Below are 17747 nucleotides of genomic sequence, written 5' to 3'. Positions count from 1 at the left end.
TGGGAGGCACGGGGGCGGGGGGCACGGGGGTGGGGGGCACGGGGGTGGGGGGCATGGTTCTCCTGGTCACTGCGGTGCTGCGAAGGCGAGCGCCCGTGCCGGGTTCTCGACCATGATCATGTGGATGGCCTCGGGGCTGACGCCGAGGCGGCGCAGGGCGGGCAGGAAGTGCCGCGGGATGTAGTCGTAGCCCTTGCCGCCGTACCGCTTGAGCTGGATCTTCTGGCACACGTCGTGGCCGAGCACGATCTGGCCCGCGTAGCCGCGCTCGACCAGGTCGGCGATGCCGCGCAGCACCTTGTGGTCGCTGCCCAGGACCAGATGCCCCCACGGGCTGCCCGGCGCGGCCAGGAAGTCGAACTCGACGAAGACGCCACGGGCCAGCAGCCGCTCGGCGAACTCGGGGCCGGACAGGACGTCCATGCAGTGGCCCAGGACGACGTTGCCGGGGGCGACGCCCTCCTCCTGGAGGATGTCGAGCACCCGGAACTTCTCCTCGCCGACGCCGCCGACGTGGAAGGTGACCGGCGCGCCGGTGACGCGGGCGGCCCGTCCGGCGGCCCGTACGCTCTTGAGCTCGCCGCCGGTCAGCGGCACCGACTCCGCGCCGACCTCGCCGATGATGCCCGCGCGCACGCCGGTGCCGTCGGCCCCGAGCACGACGTCGCGCACGATGACGTCGGCCAGCTCGTCCACGGTTCGCTCGTCCATGTCGGACGGGTGGAACGCCGGGGTGTACCAGCCGCCGCCCATGACGATGTGCATCCCGCTGGCCCGGGACAGCCGCAGCAGCGCCTCGGGATCGCGGCCGAGGCCGATGGGCGAGACCTCGACCATGGTGCGCCCGCCGCTGTGGGCGAAGGCGAGGGTCTCGGCGAGCATCTCGTCGAAGTCGCCCAGCAGGTCGTTGTCGGCGTTCGGCCCGCCGTGGCGGGTGCGGGCGAGGTTGGCCAGGGTGAGCGGCTCGGCCGCCGCCGGCGCGTCCTCGCCGGGCCGTCGGGACCGGGTGGGCCTGCGCAGGTCGATGAAGATGTGCTCGTGCATGGACGTCTGCCCGAGCAGCGCCGGGGCCACCGGGCCGGCGACGGTGAGCGCCTGCCCGGCCAGGTCGGGGATGGGGAAGGGGTAGCGGCTCACGAGCCCGCCTCCTCGGTCCGGAGCGTGAGCAGCCGCCTCGGGTTGCGCACGGTGAGGGTCTCGATCAGCTCGTCGTCGGCTCCGAGCATCCTCAGGTACGGCACGAACTGCCGCAGGACGAAGGCGTAACCGCCGCCGCCGTAGGCGAGGAGCTGGGACTTGGCCCGCACGCCCTGCGACAGCAGGAGGCGTCCGGCGTGGCCGCGGCGGGCGAGTTCGAGCACGGCCGCGGCGACGTCCTGGTCGTCGGAGACGCTGAGCGCGGTGGGCAGCCTGCCGAGCTGGTCGAACTGCACGAAGACGCCGCGCCCGAGCAGCGGTTCGAGGTCGTCGGGCCGCGGGGAGAGCGCGTCGCAGTGCCCGACGGCCACTCGCGCGAGGTCCGCGCCCTCCTCGGCGAGCAGGTCGAGGACGCGCTGCTGGACGGCCGGGTCCTCGTTGCGGGCCAGCGAGACGGCGGCGCCGGTGGCCGCCGCTGCGCGGGCCGCGGCGACCAGGAGCGCGCGCTCGGCGGGCACGCCGGGGTCGAGCGCGGCCAGCTCGCCGATGATGCCGGCCCGCACCCCGCCCACGCCCTCGGTGAGGTCGCGAACCAGCTCCTCGGTCAGTTCCTCGGCCAGCGCGGCGGCGTCCCGGGCGGAGGTCGGCGCGGCGGCGGCCCGCCCGGTGGGGACGGCGGTCCCGTTGGGGTGGCGCGGGCCGGAGCCCATGACGGCGGGGACGGCGGTCCGTGCGGGGTGGTACCGGCCGCAGCCCATGACGACGGTTACGCCGGTCTTCTCGGCGAGCCGGCGCAGCCCGGCCGGGTCGCGGCCGAGCCCGTCGGTCGTCAGGTCCACCACCGTGCCGCCGCCGGCCTCCCGGAACGCGGCCAGCTCGGCGGCGGCCAGGCCCGCGTCGCCGAGCAGCAGGTCGTCCCGGTTGACGGCGCCCATGCCGACCTCGCCGAGCAGGTCCATCGTCAGCGGCGCGCGGTAGAGCCACAGGGCGCCGGCCGCCGTGGGACGGGTGCGGCCGGTACGCGCCCAGGACTCGGGCGTGTCGTCGGGCGGGGCGAAGTCGCTCAGCAGGTGCTCGTGCGGCAGGACCGCGCCCAGCGAGGCCGCTGGGACCTCGCCGGTGACGGCCACGACCGTGGCATCGGTGGTGGACACACGAGCAATATAGCCGCAGAGCGTCTACAAGTGTAGATAAAAGCGTCAGGCGACTCCGTCCACCGTCCGGGGGACGCCGAGCGGGTTGGCCTCGCGCAGCTCCGGCGGGAGGAGGGGGTCGGGGGTGTCCTGGAAGCACACCGGGCGCAGCCAGCGCTCGATCGCGGTGCCGCCGACCGAGGTCGAGGTGCTGGTCGAGGCGGGGTACGGCCCGCCGTGCTGCATCGCGGGCGCGACCGACACGCCCGTGGGCCAGCCGTCCACGACGACCCGGCCGGCCAGGCCGGCGAGCCTGGCCACCAGGCCGGCCGCCGCGCCCTCGCGCTCGTCGGCCGCCAGGTGCGCGGTCGCGGTGAGGTTGCCGGGCAGCGCGTCGAGCACGGCGTCCCGCTCGGACTCCGAGCCGTACCGGGCCACGACGGTGACCGGTCCGAAGCACTCCTCCAGCAGCTCGGCGTGGGCGTCGCCGTCCGCGAGCCGCTCGGCCGCCACGGTCAGCACGCCCGGCCGGACGGCCAGCGGCGCGGCGTCGTCCTCGCCCGCGGCCACCGCCTGCGTGACCCCGGGCAGCTGGGCGCGGGAGCGCACGCCGTCCAGGAAGGCCGCGCGCATACGCGGGTCGAGCAGCGGTCCGGCGGGCACGGCGGCCGTGACCACGGCGTCGAGCACCGCGTCGCCCGCCGGGCCCGCGGGCAGCAGGACCAGGCCCGGCTTGACGCAGAACTGGCCGAGGCCCTGGGTGTAGGAGGCGGCCAGGCCCGCGCCGATCTCGGCCGCCCTGGTCGCGGCGGCCCGCTCGGTCACCACGACCGGGTTGAGGCTGCCCAGCTCGCCGTGGAACGGGATCGGCCGCGGACGGGCGGCGGCCAGGTCGTGCAGCGCCCGCCCGCCGCGTACCGAGCCGGTGAAGCCGACGGCGGCGGTCAGCGGGTGCCGGACCAGCTCCGGGCCCGCCGCGAAGCCGTGGACCAGGCCCACGACGTCGGCCGGCAGACCGGCCTTCGCCGCGGCGGCGCGCAGCGCGCGGGCGGTCAGGACGCTGGTCGCCGGATGGTCCGGATGCGCCTTGACGACGACCGGGCAGCCGGCGGCCAGCGCGCTGGCGGTGTCGCCGCCCGGCACGCTGAAGGCCAGCGGGAAGTTGCTCGCCGCGAACACCGCGACCACTCCCAGCGGCACCTTGTAGCGCCGCAGGTCGGGGCGGGGGGCCGGGCGGGCGGCCGGGTCGGCGTGGTCGATGATCACGTCCAGGAAGGCGCCCGACTCGGCCACGTCGGCGAAGGCCCGCAGCTGGTAGCAGGTGCGGGCCAGCTCGCCGGTGAGGCGCACCCGGCCGAGCGCGGTCTCCGCGTCGGCGGTCGCGATGATCTCCTCGCCGCCCTCCTCCAGCAGCGCGGCGGCGGTACGCAGCAGGTCGGCGCGTACGGACCGGTCGGCCAGGGCGGGGGCGGCGGCGGCAGCGGCGCGCACGGTGCGGTCCACGTCCTGTGGCGTCGACTCCGCCGCGACGCGCTCGCGGGCCTGTCCGGTACGCGGGTCGACGCTCAGCACGTCACTCACGGTCTCGTCCTCTTTCGTGGTCTTCGTCGGGGTTGTCGTCGGCGAGCTCGGCCAGCTCGCCCAGGGACACCGGGGCCGCCAGGCTCCGGGTGGACAGCGGGCGCAGGTCGCCGGCCGTGCTCTCGCGGCTGCCCAGGCAGGCCGCGACGCCGGCGGTGGCGAACCCGCACACCCGTCCCTGGCACCAGCCCATGCCCGGCCTGGCCAGCATCTTCAGCGTGCGCGGGTCCTCCGCGCCCAGCTCGTCGTGGGCGCGGCGCAGGTCGCCGTAGGAGACCTCCTCGCAGCGGCAGACCAGCGTCTCGTCCCGCAGCCAGGACGTCCAGGCGCGCGGCACGGGGTAGGTCCGGTGCATGGCCGCGGCGAAGCGGCGCCCGCGGGCGATCGACCGGCGCAACCGGCCCATGAGCGCCGGGTCGGCCCGGCGGCCCAGCGTACGGGCCAGGGCCAGGGCGCTCAGCCGGCCCTCCTGCCGGGCCAGGACGGCGCCGCCGACGCCGGTCGCCTCGCCCGCGACGTACAGGCCGGGGACGCCGGTGCGCTGGAAGGCGTCCACGGTCACGACGAGCGAGCCGTCGACGTCCTTCCTGGTGTCGGCGCCGAGCATGAGCGGCAGTTCGAGGGACGGCGTGAACCCCCAGCCGAGCGCGACGAGGTCGGCGGGGATCTCGCGGGCCGGCCCGGCCGGGCGGCCGTCGCGACCGAGCCGGGCCAGCCGGACGGCCTCGACCCGGTCCTCGCCCAGGATCTCGGTGACCACGGTCCCGGTGCGGTACGGCACGCGGTGGCGGGCCATCAGCGCGGCGTACCGCAGCGCCTCCAGCCCCTTGGCCGGCACGGACCCGGCGCCGCGCAGGTCGCGCAGCCAGCCGAGCGTGGCGTTGGCCTCGGCGACGGCCGCCACCCTGGCCCCGGCCGCGGCCAGGCCGGTGGCGACCGGCAGCAGGAACGGCCCGGTCCCGGCGACGACCGCGCGGCGGCCCGCGAGCGTGCGCTGCCCCTTGAGCAGGGCCTGCACTCCCCCGGCGGCCATCACGCCGGGCAGGTCCCAGCCGGGGACGGGCAGCTGCCGGTCGTAGCCGCCGGGGCACAGGATCAGCGCGCGGGCGGTCACCGTCGTGCCGGACGCCCCCTCCCCGGGGACGGTGGGCGTGGTGCGCAGCGTGAACGTGCCCGCGCCGTCGCGGGTCGCCAGCCAGACCTGGTGGCCGGGCAGGTAGCGGACCCGTCCGGCGGCGGTCAGGGTGCGCAGCCGGTCGCGCAGCCGGGTGAAGACCGGCCAGTCGTGGTGCCCGGCGGCGTCCTCGGGGCGGGCGTGGCGTTCGTCGTAGTGCCGCCAGAACTGGCCGCCCGGCTGGCGGGCGCCGTCCACGAGGGCCACGTCCAGCCCGGCCTCGGCGGCCTCGACGGCGGCGGCCAGCCCCGCCGGGCCCGCGCCGACCACGGCGACGTCGTGCGTCTCACTCATGACGGCCTCCCTGCTCACCCTCTGCCGGGGCGTCGTCGCCGAGCCGCATGCCGTCGCGCGCCGGGACCAGGCAGGCGCGCAGGTCCGGGACGCCGTCGACGGTGATGAGGCAGTCGAAGCAGATGCCGATGCCGCAGAACAGGCCGCGCGGCCGGCCCGCGCCGCGGGTGGTGCGCCAGTCGAGGATGCCGGCCGCGACCAGGGCGGCCCCGACGCTCTGGCCGGGCTCGGCGGGGACGCTCGCACCGCGGAAGGTCATCTGGTGGGTCATCGGGGCCCCTCCTCGGTCGCGGCGGACCCGGTGCCGGGAAAGCGGTCGGGGGTGGGAAAGCGGTCGGTGCCGGGAAAGCGGTCGGTGCCGGGAAAGTGGTCGGGGGTGGGGAAGCGGTCGGGGGCGAACGGCTTGAGGTCGAGGTCCGGGGTGCGGCCGGTGAGCGCCTGGGCGACGAGCTTGCCGGTGCCCGCGGACAGTCCGATGCCCGCGCCCTCGTGCCCGCAGGCGTGCCACAACCCGGGCGCGCGCGGGTCGGGCCCGATCACCGGCAGATGGTCCGGGCAGTACGGCCGGAAGCCCAGGTACGTGCGCATGGCCCGGACGTCCCGCAACATCGGGAACAGCGCGATCGCCTTGGCCGCCAGCGCGCCGGCCGCCCGCGGGGAGAACGTGCGGTCGAAGCCGACGCGCTCCCGGGAGGCGCCGATGAGGATCGTGCCGCTGCCGGTGCCCTCCACGACGGGCGAGGTCTGCAGGGCGGCGTCGGAGCTGGCCACGTCCCCGACGTACTCGGCGGCGTAGACCTTGTGGCGGATCGTCCGGGGCGGCATGGGCTGGGTGACCAGCACGAACCCGCGCCTGGGCAGGACGGGCACGTGCACCCCGGCCAGGGCGGCGACGTCGCCGGCCCACGTGCCGGTCGCGTTGAGCACCGCCCCGGCGGGCAGGTCGCCGGCCGTGGTGCGCACGCCGGTCACCCGGCTCCCGTCGCGCAGGAAGCCGGTGACGCCGGTGCCGGTGCGCACCTCGGCGCCGTGCGCGCGGGCCAGCCGCAGCAGGTGGGCGACCACCAGCATGGGCTGGACCTGGGCGTCCTGGGGGTAGAAGGCGGCTCCGGCGAGTCCGGGCGCGAGGTGCGGCTCGTAGTCGCGCAGCTCCTCCGCCGCCACGTCACGCACCTCGACGCCGTGGCGGCGCTGGTGCTCGCCCAGCTCGCGCAGCGAGGCCAGGCCGGGCCCGGACGCCGCGACGACCAGCCCGCCCTTGGCCTCGAACTCCCACAGCCCGGCGTGCTCGGCCAGGTCCTCGCGCCACACCCGCTGGGAGTAGAGCGCGAGGTCCAGCTCGGGCCCGGCCTCCTTGTCGGACACGAGCAGGTTGCCCTCCCCCGCGCTGGAGGTGCCCCCGGCGATGGCGCCACGCTCGACGACCACCACGCGCAGCCCGGCCAGCGCGGCGAAGTACGCGCCGGCCGCGCCCACCACGCCGGCGCCGACCACGACGAGGTCGGCGGTCACGGCGTGCCCTTCGCGCCGCCCGTCCGGCGGCTCACAGCAGGAACCCCGCCGGGAAGGGGTCGGTCGGGTCGAGGTGGAACTGCGAGGTGCCGGTGACCCAGGCGCGGCCGGTGATCGAGGGCAGCACGGCGGGCAGCGGGCCGACCGTGGTCTCGCCGAGCAGCCGTCCGGTGAAGCGGGTGCCGATGAACGACTCGTTGACGAAGTCGTCGCCGAGGGCCAGCTCGCCCCTGGCGTGGAACTGGGCCATGCGGGCGCTGGTGCCGGTGCCGCACGGCGAGCGGTCGAACCAGCCGGGGTGGATGGCCATGGCGTGCCTGGACAGCTGCGCCGTCGAGCCGGGGGCGGCCAGGTAGACGTGGTGGCAGCCGTTGATGTCGGGCCGCTCGGGGTGGACCGGGCGGTCGTGCTCGTTGACGGCGTCCATGATCGCGAGCCCGGCCGACAGCAGGTCGCCGGCGCGGGCCCGGTCGAAGGGCAGTCCCAGCTCGGCCAGCTCGACGAAGGCGTAGAAGTTGCCGCCGAAGGCCAGGTCGTAGCCGATCTCCCCGAAGCCGGGCACCTCGACCTTGCGGTCCAGCGCGTACGCGAACGAGGGCACGTTCTGGATGGTCACCGAGGTCGCCGCGCCGTCCTCGACCGCCACGGACGCCACCACGAGCCCGGCCGGCGTGTCGAGCCGGATCGTGGTGACCGGCTCGACCACGGGCACCATCCCGGTCTCCACCAGGACGGTCGCCACGCCGATCGTGCCGTGGCCGCACATCGGCAGCAGCCCGGAGACCTCGATGAACAGCACGCCGTAGTCGGCGTCGGGCCGGGTGGGCGGCTGGAGGATCGCCCCGCTCATCGCGGCGTGGCCGCGCGGCTCGTACATGAGCAGCGTGCGCACGTCGTCGCTGTTCTCCATGAACCACAGCCGGCGCTCGGCCATGGTCTCCCCCGGGATGGCGCCGACGCCGCCGACGATCACGCGGGTGGGCATGCCCTCGGTGTGGGAGTCGACGGCGTGGAAGGTGCGACGTGATCTCACTTGTAGCCCTTTTCCAGGACGGCCTCGGTGTCGGCGGTGATGCGGGCGACCAGCTCGGGCGCGAGCGGCAGGCGCGGCGGACGGCAGGCGCCGCCCCTGCGTCCGGCCAGGTCCATGGACAGCTTGATCGACTGCACGAACTCGGGCTTGGAGTCCCAGCGCAGCAGCGGGTGCAGGTCGCGGTAGACGCGCAGCGCCTCGGGCAGGTCGGCGGGGTCGCCCGAGGTGGCCAGCCGGTACAGGCGGGTCGTGGACTGCGGGATCATGTTCGGGTACCCGGCGATCCAGCCGACGGCCCCGGCCAGGCCCAGCTCCAGCAGCACGTCGTCGGCCCCGATGAGCAGGTCCAGCTCCGGCGCCAGCTCGGCGATCTCGTACGCCCTGCGCACGTCCCCGGTGAACTCCTTGACGCCGACGATCAGGCCCTCGTGGTACAGCTCGGCCAGCAGGGCGGGGGTCAGGTCGACCTTGGTGTCGAACGGGTTGTTGTAGGCCACGACCGGCAGCCCGGCCTTGGCGACCTCCCGGTAGTGGGCGACGACGGCCTCGCGCGGGGCCCGGTAGGCGTTCGGCGGCAGCAGCAGCACGGACGTGGCCCCCGCCTCGGCGGCCTGCTCGGCCCAGCGGCGGGCCTCCATGGAGCCGTACGCGGCCACGCCCGGCATGACGCCGAACCCGGGCGGCGCGGCCTGGACGGCCGTCTCGACGACGCGGGCCCGCTCCTGCGGCGTGAGCGTCTGGTACTCGCCCAGCGAGCCGTTGGGCGTCACACCGTCACAGCCGCCTTCGGCCAGGAAACGCACGTGCTCGGCGAACCCGTCGTAGTCCACGGAGAGGTCGTCGGCGAAGGGCAGGGCCGTCGCGACGTGGATGCCGCGCCACGGCGTGGCGGAGGTGGTCATGCTGAGGTCTCCTCACATGGGGATATTCGAGAGATTATGCGGTGCAATGTCACAGCGACTACCTACCCGGCGGCCATCCACTTCTCCAGGCCGTCGGCGTCCAGGGGCAGCGCGGCCGACAACACGTCGGCGCCCTGCTCGGTGACCACGAGGTCGTCCTCGATCCGGACGCCGATCCCGCGCAGCTCCGGCGGGACGGTGAGGTCGTGGGGGTGGAAGTACAGGCCGGGCTCCACGGTGAGCGCCATGCCGGGGGCCATGACGGCGTCCTGGTAGGACTCCTGGCTCGCCCGGCCGCAGTCGTGCACGTCCAGGCCGAGGTGGTGGCCGACGCCGCAGACCAGGTAACGGCGGTGGTGCTGGCCGGCGTCGGACAGCGCCTCGTCCACCGAGACCGGCAGCAGGCCCCAGTCGGCCAGGCCGTGCGCGACGACCTCCATGGCGGCGTGGTGGAAGTCGCTGAAGCGGCGGCCGGGGGCGACGGCGGCGAGCGCGGCCCGGTGGGCCCGTTCGACCAGGTCGTGCACCTGCCGCTGGGCCGGGGTGAAGCGGCCGGAGACGGGGAAGGTGCGGGTGACGTCGGCGGTGTAGCAGCTCTCCGCCTCGACGCCGAGGTCGAGCAGGAGCAGCTCGCCGGGGGTGACCGGGCCGTCGCAGCGCACCCAGTGCAGGGTGGGCGCGTGCGGGCCGGAGCCCACGATGGAGGGGTAGCCGGGGCCGTTGCCGTAGGCGCGGGCGTACCGGTCGAAGGTGCCCTGGAGCCACCGCTCGCCGCGCCCGTCCACGGCGGCGGGGATCTCGCGGACGACGGCGGCGAACCCCTCGACGGTGCGGTCCACCGCCTCGCGCAGCTGGCCGAGCTCCCAGTCGTCCTTGTACATGCGCAGCTCGGCGAGGACCCGGGCGGCCTCCTGGTCCTCGGTCACGTCCGTGCTCAGCTCGGCCAGTGGCCGGACCCGCACGCCCAGCGCCTTCGCCCAGTCGTCCAGGCCGGGCGCGGCGCCCACCCACAGCTCGCCGTACCTGGAGTCGGTGAAGAACGCCGGGTCGCCGGGGCCGGCGGGCGGCGGCACGTAGAGGGTGGCCTCGGCGCCCTCCAGCACGACGACGGCGTTCTCGATCTGGCAGCCGGTCAGCCAGACGAAGTCGCTGCCGGCGCGGAAGTCGTAGGCCATGTCGTTGCTGCGGATGGGGGCCTGCCCCGCGGCCAGCACGGCTCTCCGGCCGGTCAGCGCCTCGGCCAGCCGCGCCCGGTGGGCGGCGGCGGCCTCGGCCGCGCCGGGCACCACGCGCGGCGTGCGGTCGGGGGTGCCCCAGCCGGTGTTCATGTACGCGGCGAACGCGGGGATCTCGGACAGCCTCGGGGGCCTGCCGTCACGCACCGGGGATCACTCCTTCCATAGGGCTCAGTAATGTGTGGCATTGCACTGAACACTAGGACGACAGGAAGCCGCCGCCAAGAGGTGACCAGAAAAATCCGCATATCGTGACAAAGGCTCGGTTACTCTGCGGAAGCCACGCGATCATCACGCACACGGAGCCCCCGCAGCGGACGAGCGCGGCGGGACGAGAGACGGGAAGAACGATGACCTCTTGGATCCTCATCGTCGTCGGCGTGCTGCTGGCCCTGGTGGGCGGGCTCTGGGCGCTCCAGGGACTGGGCGTGGTGGGCGGCAGCGTGATGACCGGCGACACCGCCTGGGCGGTCATCGGGCCGGTGGTCCTGCTGGTGGGCGTCGCCGTCGTGGTGATCGGCCTGCGCCTGCGGCGTTCGCCGTCCCGCTGAGCGAGGCGCGCGATCCGGGCGGCCGTCCGCTCACGGAGGGTTCTGTCGCAAATGGCCTAGAATTCGACAGATGTCCCCCGCCTCCGCCCGGCTGGCCTGGCTGGACGCCCTGCGGGGGCCCGCCGCGCTGGCCGTCACCGCGCATCACGCGGGCTGGTCCTTCGTCCCCGCCGCGTGGGCGGTCGTGGACCGCAGGATCGACCTCGGCACATGGGGCGTCTTCGTGTTCTTCCTGGTCAGCGGCTACATCATCCCGGCGTCCCTGGAACGGCGCGGCGACCTGCGCGCCTTCTGGACCGGCCGGGCCTTCCGCCTGCTGCCGCTGCTGCTCGCCGCCCTCGGCCTGGCGTTCCTGCTCGCGCTCGCGGGCCTGTTCCCGCTGGATCCGCGCCTCGGCGAACGTCCCGCGCCCCTGGTCGCGCTCGGCAACCTGACGATGGTGCAGGAGCTGGTCAACCTGCCGCCCGTCATCGGCGTGACCTGGACGCTGTCGTACGAGATGGCGTTCTACCTGATCAGCGTGGCGCTGTTCGCGACCGGCCAGGCCCGCAGGTCGGCGGGGATCGCCGTCGCGCTGGCGGCGCTGGCCGTGCCGGCGGGACTGCTGCTGCCGGGCGCGTCGATCAACGGCGGGGCCGACCTGACCGCCGCGCTGCTCGTCCTCGCGGTCGTGGCGGCGATCGCGGTCACCGTCCTCGGGGACGGCCGGGCCCGTACGGCGGCCGCCGCGGCGGGCGGGCTGCTCGGGCTGGCGCTGGTGGTCCTGGGCAGCCGGGCCGGCACCTGGCAGGGCGTGATCATCCTGGCCGCCATGTTCGCCGGGACCGCGGTGCACCGCGCCGAGCAGGGCGTGATCTCCTGGCGGACCGCCGGGCTCGCCTGCCTGGCGGTGGTGGCCTGCGGCGTCCCCGCCAAGGACGACCCGGGATGGGCACCCGCCCTCGTGCTCGCCTTCGCCGTGTTCGGACTGGGGCTGGCGCTGCGCCACAGGGCGTTCCCGCGCGTGCTGACCCGGCTCGGCGTGATCAGCTTCTCCGTCTACCTGCTGCATCCCCTGCTGCTGCGCCTGCTGCCGAACCTGGTGCTGTACTACCTGGCCCTGATCCCGCTGTGCCTGGTGACGTACCACGTGATCGAGGCCCCGGCCCAGCGGCTCGGCCGCCGGCTGAGCGGGTCGCGCGCCGCCGTCCAGAGGTAGGGACCGACGCCGCGGGCGGGCACCCCCCAGCCCCCGCCCGCGCGTCCGGTGCCGCGAGCGGGTCCCGCTCGCGGAGGTGGCCGCCGTCAGGCGACCACGAGTGACTGCGCCCTGAACTCCCTTCCGGCCACGATCTCCGAGACGAACCCGTCGGGTCCGACGGGACGGTCGCCGATCAGCGTGACCCGGTGCAGCCTGCGCGGCACGTCGAGGTGGTCGAGGTCGGACGGGGCGAGGTGGGCGGTGGCGCGGTTGTCCCAGAAGGCGACGCTGCCGGGCTGCCAGCGGAACCGCACGGTGTACTCGGGCCGGGTGAGCTGCTCGTACAGCAGGTCGAGGATGCGGCGGCTCTCCACGGCCGACAGGCCCACGATGTGGTCGGTGAAGCCGGGGTTGACGAACAACGCCCGCTCACCGGTCTCCGGATGCACCCGCACCACCGGGTGCACGGAGATCAGCAGGTTGTCGTTGATGCGCTTGACCAGCTTGCCGTCCTCGTCGGCGGCCTGGTAGCCGGCCAGGAAGCGGTGTTCGGCGCGCAGGCCGTCCACCAGGTCGCGCAGCGGCGCGGACAGGCCCTCGTAGGCGGCCACCAGGTTCGTCCACTGGGTGTCGCCGCCGAACTCCGGCACGGTCTCGGCCCGCAGGATCGAGGCGGCGGGCGGGTTGACGGCGGCGGTGACGTCGGTGTGCCAGCCGGAGAAGTAGGAGTAGCGCCTGCGCTGGTAGAGCTCGCGGTAGTTGACGCCGTAACGCTTCTCGTACCGGCGCGGGTCGATGGTCAGGATCTGCGGGAACTCCTCGGGCGGCGCGTCCTCGTGCGGGTGGGCGTGGGTCAGCTCGCCGAACTGGCGGGCGAAGGCGATCTGCGCGGCGTGGTCGAGCTCCTGCCCGCGGAAGAACACGACTTTGTACGCGAGCAGCGCCTGGCGGATCTCCTCGACCACGGACGGATCGAGCGGGTGGGCCAGATCGACGCCGGTGATCTCGGCGCCGATGTGCCCGGCGACCCGCCGGACGGTGAGCACGCTGGTGGGTGTCGACATGGTTGGGCCACTCCTCTGAGCTTCGGGGAAGGTCTGGGGGAAGGACGCTCGGGCGTCCGAGGAGAGCGGGGACCCGGAGGTCACCGCACGGCACAGAGCGCGCTCGCCTGCCGCCGGAGGTCGACGTGGAGGCGGGCCACCAGAAGGCTCTTCACGCCTCTGATCCTGCGCTAGATTTCCTACAAAAGCAATAGGTAATACATGAAAGTCGGTCAGCTCCTGCCGGGGGCGCCGTCCGTCACCGTGACCCGGCCCGAGTACGCCGAGGTGCCGTCCGGGTTGAGCTGGAGGATCGGGATCTCCTTGGTCTGGCGGGCGCCGCCCTCGACGATCCTGATCGGGCCGCTGGCGCCCTCGACCGACACCGTGCCGCTGGTCAGCATGTTCGCCATGTCCTGCGGCGAGGGCACGTCCGGCTCCCGGGCGAACGCCTTGGCCGTCTCCAGGGCCACGAACATGGCGTCGTGGTGCATGATGGCCATGCCGTCGTCGAGGCTCTCGTGCGGGAACATGCGCCGGAAGCTGTCGGGGTCGTCGCCCTCGAACCTGGCCCGGATCGCCGTGAGCACCCCGCCGCCGGGCAGCGCGAGGCTCGCCGGGTGGGCCAGGGCCGTGTAGAAGAGCCGGATCCGGGTGTCCCCCCACATGCCGAGGTCGACCTTGCGGTTCATCTCGCTGGCGTCGTCGCCGGTGATCACGGTGACGCCGGGCCGGGCGCACCGCTCGCGCTGGCTGAGCGCCTGCATCAGCGCGGGCAGCTGCTCGCTGCGCCCGGCGTACAGGACGGTGTTCGCGCCGGAGTTGCACACGCGCTCGGCGATGACGTCGAGCACGGTGCCGGAGAACCTGGTCGAGGAGTCGAAGGACAGCTCCATCACGCGTTCCCGGCCGGCCAGCGAGCCGGTGTAGAACCGGGCGAGGGTCCTGACGTAGCTGTCGGCCGGGTTGAGGTCCTTGATCACGACCGCCTTGAGCCCGGGGTTGACCTTCCTGGCGTGCACCACCCCGGCCTGGGCCTGCTCGCTGTTCAGGGCCGCGACGCGGGCCAGGCCGGGGAAGCCGGTGAGCTCGTCGGAGGTGATGACCGCCGAGACCATCGCGTACCGGCTCGCGCTCAGGCTCGCGACCGTCCTGCGGGTCGCGCCGGTGCTGGCGCCCAGCCCGGTCACGGCCACGATGTGCTCCTGCGCGGTCCGGTCCCGGACGGCCTCGACCGTCGGCTCCCAGTCCTGCGGCCCGTCGCTGGCGACCAGCACCCGCACGTACGGCGGCGAGGACGGCTGCCGGTTGCGCCACACCTGCGCCAGGTGGACGCCCTCCAGGCCGTGCCTGATGCTCTCCCGGTTCAGGGCGATGTCGGTGAGGGAGCCGGTCATCGGGAACATCGCGACGACGGTCACGTAGTCGTCCGGGTGCTCCTTCTCCACCGCGGCGTTCTCGGCGGCGATGCGGCTCATGACCGGGGCCAGGTCGGGGCCGAAGGCGTCGCTGTCGTCGGTGAGCCGCGACGTCCTGACGTAGAGCCCGAGGACGACGACGGCCGCCACGACGAGCACCCCCGCCAGCGCCCTGCGCAGCAGGACGCGGTTGCGCCGGCCCGCCGCCCACTTCGCACCGACCTCCGCCGGCGCCGGATCGCCCGCCCCGGCCGTGCCGAGGTCACCGTCGTCGCTCATACCTGTCGGCCTCCCGTAACAAGATCGCCGGACTGGTGGCCGACCGCCTGGCCAGGTCCCGCAGCCCGCGCGCGACCTGCTCGGCCCGGCTCCCGGACGGGTCGAGCAGCGGATCGAGCCAGAACCAGCGGTCCACGACCAGGGCCCTGACCACGACGAGCCAGTCCCCGCGCTCGTGCGGGACGGCGGTCGCCACCAGCGAGTCGTACAGCTCGTCCAGGGGGGTGACCAGCGGCAGCCGGTTGGGGGCGGTGGTCACCTCGTTGAAGCCGGCCAGCCATTCCGGCAGGCGGCTGCGGCCGTCCTCGCGCACGTCGAGCCGGTCGAAGAGCCGGTGCAGGTGCCCGGCGACGTGGGTCAGATGACCCTCGGGGTCGTCCCGGCCGACGCGGGCCAGGCGGTGGTGCAGGCTGCGCGGGTTCTCCTCGCCGCCGGGGCCGAGATGGAAACGTTCCAGGTCCCCGTGCACGTCGTCCCAGCGGCCGGTGACGGCGAGCCGGTGCAGCAGCAGCCGCCGCAGCCACGGGTGGATCACGGTGACCTGGGGGTCGCGCGCCCCCTCGTAGCGGCCGTGCGGGTCCCGCTCCTCCGGACGGCGGTCGAGCCAGAGCAGGTCGGCCAGCTCGTTGCGCAGGTTCGGCGTCCGGCCGGCCCGCTTGAGCAGGGCGCTCTCGGCGTCGTCCACGTTCCTGGCCGCCGCCCAGTCGGTGAGCTCGTCCAGGTGGGCCAGGTGCAGCCGGTCGGGCCAGCGCAGCAGGTCCTCGCGGCACACGACGGCGCGGAAGGCGTCGTCGTCCTGGGCCGTGGCGGCGAGCCTGCCCAGGCGCCGGGTCACGGCCGGATGGCCGCCGGTCAGCTCCCGGACGGCCGAGGCGTAGGCGCGCGACCTGTCGGCCTCCAGCGGCGGCATCAGCACCGGGTACCACCACGGCTGCTCCCGGGCGTCGTAGCCGGCCCGCCAGTCGCGGTAGCTCGCCTCCGCCAGCGTGGGCGGGTGGGCCGCGCCGGGCACGACCGTGCCGGGACGCGCCCACGAGCCGCCCATCGGCAGCCACTCCTTCGACTCGGCCACCACCAGCAGCGGGTCGGCGCCCTTGGCCGGGCCGAGCGCCCTGAGCAGCGCGCGGCCCGCCGCGGTCTCGGCCCCCTCCAGCAGCAGCAGGCAGCTGCGGGCGTGGCGGTGGCTCTTGGACCAGGAGTCGGTGAGGTCGGCGACGAGGGCCCGGCACAGGATCGCCCCGGCGGACCCGGACGGGTCGCCGCCGCGGCCGTCCCGCCGTCTGGCCAGGTCGATCACGTTGCCGTTGGCCATCTGGGCGGCCAGCCAGGTCCTGCCCTTGTCGTTGAGCAGCCTGACCACGCGGCGGCGCTGGCCCCGCGCGGCGTACTGGAGCACCGAGGTGAGCGCGGCCAGCGGCTCGGCCCCCGGGATGCGGCCGAGCAGGTCGCGCAGCAGGGACAGGGCATCGGAGAGCCGCTCGGGGTCGCCGCCGTCCACGAGGTCGTCCAGTTCGCCGGCCAGCTCGTTGTCGGAGCGGTCCCGCGGGTCCAGGGCCAGCACGTGCAGCGCGAAGACCACCCGGGGCAGCCGGACGCTGGAGGTCTCCATCAGGTCGTGGGCGATGCGCTCGACGGTCTTGACCACCGGCGCGTCGCGCAGCCCCGGCAGCCGGAAGTCCACCCGCACGCGGGGCGACTCGGGCCTGGTGACACTCCTCCAGACGCGGGTCAGGCACACCTCGCGGTCGGTGCCGTCGGGGCCGAGCAGCACGATGACCGGGAGCCGGTCGCCGCTCCCGAGCGGGAGGCACTCCTTCGTCACCAGGCGAAGGTGCGCGTCGTTGAACGAATCCGCCATCGCAGCAACCTGCTTGGTCGTCGTCAGCCGGTGCGTGCCCGAGTGAGCATCGCCCCGCGGACGCTCGTCTCCATCATAGAAACGAGGTACCGGGCGGCGAGGGGAAAATCCGGATGAATCCGGAGCCTCCGGCCAACGCCGGAGGCTCCGGCCGGGGTCAGGGGTGCGGGCGCTCGTCCACCACCTGCAGCACCTTCCCGGTACGCGGGTGCGTCACCAGCTCGGACGGCCGCACCCATTCGACGGTCAGCGGGTGCACCAGCCCCTCGGCCACGGACTTCGGGTAGAGCGGCTTGGCCGCGTACACGGCGTCCACGAGCCGCTGGGTCAGGCCGGGCGGCGGCTCCTGCGTGCAGGCCAGCCGGAGGAGCAGGCCGTCCTTGCCGTCCCAGCGGCGCTGGACCATCTGCATGGCCGACATCGCCCGGTCCGGGTCGGCGGCGACCAGCACGGCCCGGACGGCCTCGCTGGACATCGCCACCGTCTCCACCCTGGCCCCCTCCGACGTCCTGCCGACCAGCCGGAAGGCCCGGCATTCCGCGTCGGTCCACTCCCCCAGGTCGCCGACCGGGTAGCGGATGACCGGCATCAGCGTCCTGAACAGGTTGGTGACGACCACCCGCCCGCGCACGCCGGGCGTGGTGACCGGGTCGCCGGTGACCTCGTCGAGCAGTTCCACCAGGGTGCGGTCGGGGAACGCCGCGTGCACCCGCACGTCCGCGCCCGCCACGGGGCCGCCGATCAGCCCGGCGTCCACGGAGGCGTAGCCGAGCGAGGCGATCGCCGCGCCGGGGAAGGCCTTGGCGAGCTGCGGACGCAGGTCGTCGAAGAGCAGGTCGCCGGCGAACAGCAGCAGCTCCACGGTGTCCGCGCCGCGCCCGCGCGCGATCACCGCCTCGGCCACCTTGCCGAGCTTCATCGGCGGCCCCGCCAGCACGTGCACGCCGAACAGGTCGATCAGGTCGGCGATGTAACCGTCCTGGGCGTGGCAGGCGATGGGCAGGCGCACGTTCTCCACGGGGGCGTTGTGCAGGGCGTGCTCGATGTAGAGGAAGCCGCCGTACATCTCGCCGGCGGAGAACAGGTTCGCCACCCGGTGGCCGGGCCGCAGCCCCGCCTGCACCATGCCGGCGCCGAACGCGGTCACCGAGTCGGCGTGCTCGGAGCGCGTCCAGGGGGAGAACTTGGGCGCCCCGGTGGTGCCGCCGGAGGCGTAGACGCCGGCGTCGGTCAGCGGGCCGGTCAGCAGCCTGTTGTCGGGGTAGGTGTTGGCGGCCCAGAAGGCGTTCTGGTCGATGATCGGCAGCGCGGTGAGGTCGTCCACGCCGTCGGGCAGGTCGCGGTAGAGCTCGGCGTAGAACGGCGAGTGCCGGCGGGCGAAGTCGATCAGGTCACGCAGGGACTTGGCGGGCATGTG

At 74.6% G+C, this 17747-nt stretch carries 16 protein-coding genes; 2 read left to right on the top strand and 14 right to left on the bottom strand.

What is annotated here, in order from left to right; translation table 11 throughout:
• Nucleotides 1-66: 66 nt before the first annotated feature.
• From AB0J46_RS28095 to AB0J46_RS28055, 9 genes are all read right to left on the bottom strand, one after another.
• Nucleotides 67-1137 (bottom strand): aryldialkylphosphatase, encoded by a 1071-nt coding sequence (locus tag AB0J46_RS28095; RefSeq protein WP_364336972.1) that lies wholly within the window; start codon nucleotides 1135-1137, stop codon nucleotides 67-69.
• On the bottom strand, nucleotides 1134-2291 hold the full coding sequence (locus AB0J46_RS28090; protein ID WP_364336970.1) for a phosphotriesterase: 1158 nt from the start codon (nucleotides 2289-2291) through the stop codon (nucleotides 1134-1136). Before AB0J46_RS28090 ends, AB0J46_RS28095 begins: the two co-directional genes overlap by 4 nt.
• Nucleotides 2292-2336: 45 nt before the next feature.
• Nucleotides 2337-3851 (bottom strand): aldehyde dehydrogenase (NADP(+)), encoded by a 1515-nt coding sequence (locus AB0J46_RS28085; protein WP_364336968.1) that lies wholly within the window; start codon nucleotides 3849-3851, stop codon nucleotides 2337-2339.
• Nucleotides 3844-5319: an FAD-dependent oxidoreductase gene (locus tag AB0J46_RS28080; protein ID WP_364336966.1), complete on the bottom strand. Its 1476-nt coding sequence runs from the start codon at nucleotides 5317-5319 to the stop codon at nucleotides 3844-3846. Before AB0J46_RS28080 ends, AB0J46_RS28085 begins: the two co-directional genes overlap by 8 nt.
• A complete protein-coding gene (locus tag AB0J46_RS28075; RefSeq protein WP_364336964.1) occupies nucleotides 5312-5590 on the bottom strand; it encodes a (2Fe-2S)-binding protein in 279 nt (92 codons plus the stop codon). The genes AB0J46_RS28080 and AB0J46_RS28075 overlap by 8 nt, the downstream gene beginning before the upstream one ends.
• Entirely contained in the window at nucleotides 5587-6831 is a 1245-nt protein-coding gene (locus AB0J46_RS28070; RefSeq protein WP_364336962.1) for an FAD-binding oxidoreductase, read from the bottom strand. The genes AB0J46_RS28075 and AB0J46_RS28070 overlap by 4 nt, the downstream gene beginning before the upstream one ends.
• A gap of 31 nt (nucleotides 6832-6862) precedes the next feature.
• Nucleotides 6863-7864: a proline racemase family protein gene (locus AB0J46_RS28065; protein WP_364336960.1), complete on the bottom strand. Its 1002-nt coding sequence runs from the start codon at nucleotides 7862-7864 to the stop codon at nucleotides 6863-6865.
• Nucleotides 7861-8766: a dihydrodipicolinate synthase family protein gene (locus AB0J46_RS28060; protein WP_358292699.1), complete on the bottom strand. Its 906-nt coding sequence runs from the start codon at nucleotides 8764-8766 to the stop codon at nucleotides 7861-7863. Before AB0J46_RS28060 ends, AB0J46_RS28065 begins: the two co-directional genes overlap by 4 nt.
• Before the next feature lie 62 nt (nucleotides 8767-8828).
• Nucleotides 8829-10148: an aminopeptidase P family protein gene (locus AB0J46_RS28055; RefSeq protein WP_364336958.1), complete on the bottom strand. Its 1320-nt coding sequence runs from the start codon at nucleotides 10146-10148 to the stop codon at nucleotides 8829-8831.
• Between the two features lie 203 nt (nucleotides 10149-10351).
• On the opposite strand from AB0J46_RS28055, the gene AB0J46_RS28050 reads away from it, so the two are divergent.
• Together AB0J46_RS28050 and AB0J46_RS28045 are read left to right on the top strand one after the other, a co-directional pair.
• Nucleotides 10352-10552: a hypothetical protein gene (locus tag AB0J46_RS28050; protein WP_352329981.1), complete on the top strand. Its 201-nt coding sequence runs from the start codon at nucleotides 10352-10354 to the stop codon at nucleotides 10550-10552.
• Between the two features lie 70 nt (nucleotides 10553-10622).
• Entirely contained in the window at nucleotides 10623-11750 is a 1128-nt protein-coding gene (locus AB0J46_RS28045; RefSeq protein ID WP_364336956.1) for an acyltransferase family protein, read from the top strand.
• Nucleotides 11751-11836: 86 nt separating this feature from the next.
• Here AB0J46_RS28045 and AB0J46_RS28040 read toward each other — a convergent pair whose 3' ends face one another.
• The 5 genes from AB0J46_RS28040 to AB0J46_RS28020 all read right to left on the bottom strand — a co-directional run bounded on the left by AB0J46_RS28040 (nucleotide 11837) and on the right by AB0J46_RS28020 (nucleotide 17744).
• Nucleotides 11837-12796, bottom strand: coding sequence for a TauD/TfdA family dioxygenase (locus tag AB0J46_RS28040; RefSeq protein ID WP_357979848.1), 960 nt, complete (start codon nucleotides 12794-12796; stop codon nucleotides 11837-11839).
• Nucleotides 12797-12876: 80 nt separating this feature from the next.
• Nucleotides 12877-12951, bottom strand: coding sequence for a putative leader peptide (locus tag AB0J46_RS28035; RefSeq protein ID WP_364337237.1), 75 nt, complete (start codon nucleotides 12949-12951; stop codon nucleotides 12877-12879).
• 57 nt (nucleotides 12952-13008) lie between these two features.
• A complete protein-coding gene (locus tag AB0J46_RS28030; protein WP_364336954.1) occupies nucleotides 13009-14472 on the bottom strand; it encodes a hypothetical protein in 1464 nt (487 codons plus the stop codon).
• Complete coding sequence (locus AB0J46_RS28025) at nucleotides 14456-16330, bottom strand: hypothetical protein (RefSeq protein WP_364336952.1); 1875 nt, start codon at nucleotides 16328-16330, stop codon at nucleotides 14456-14458. The genes AB0J46_RS28030 and AB0J46_RS28025 overlap by 17 nt, the downstream gene beginning before the upstream one ends.
• Before the next feature lie 157 nt (nucleotides 16331-16487).
• Nucleotides 16488-17744, bottom strand: coding sequence for a hypothetical protein (locus AB0J46_RS28020; RefSeq protein ID WP_364336950.1), 1257 nt, complete (start codon nucleotides 17742-17744; stop codon nucleotides 16488-16490).
• Nucleotides 17745-17747: the final 3 nt, after the last annotated feature.

Origin of the sequence: Nonomuraea sp. NPDC049758 (assembly GCF_040674635.1) — a bacterium.
Lineage (GTDB): Bacteria > Actinomycetota > Actinomycetes > Streptosporangiales > Streptosporangiaceae > Nonomuraea.
Note: the sequence above shows the minus strand (reverse complement) of the source record. Positions and strands in the feature narration are given on the sequence as shown.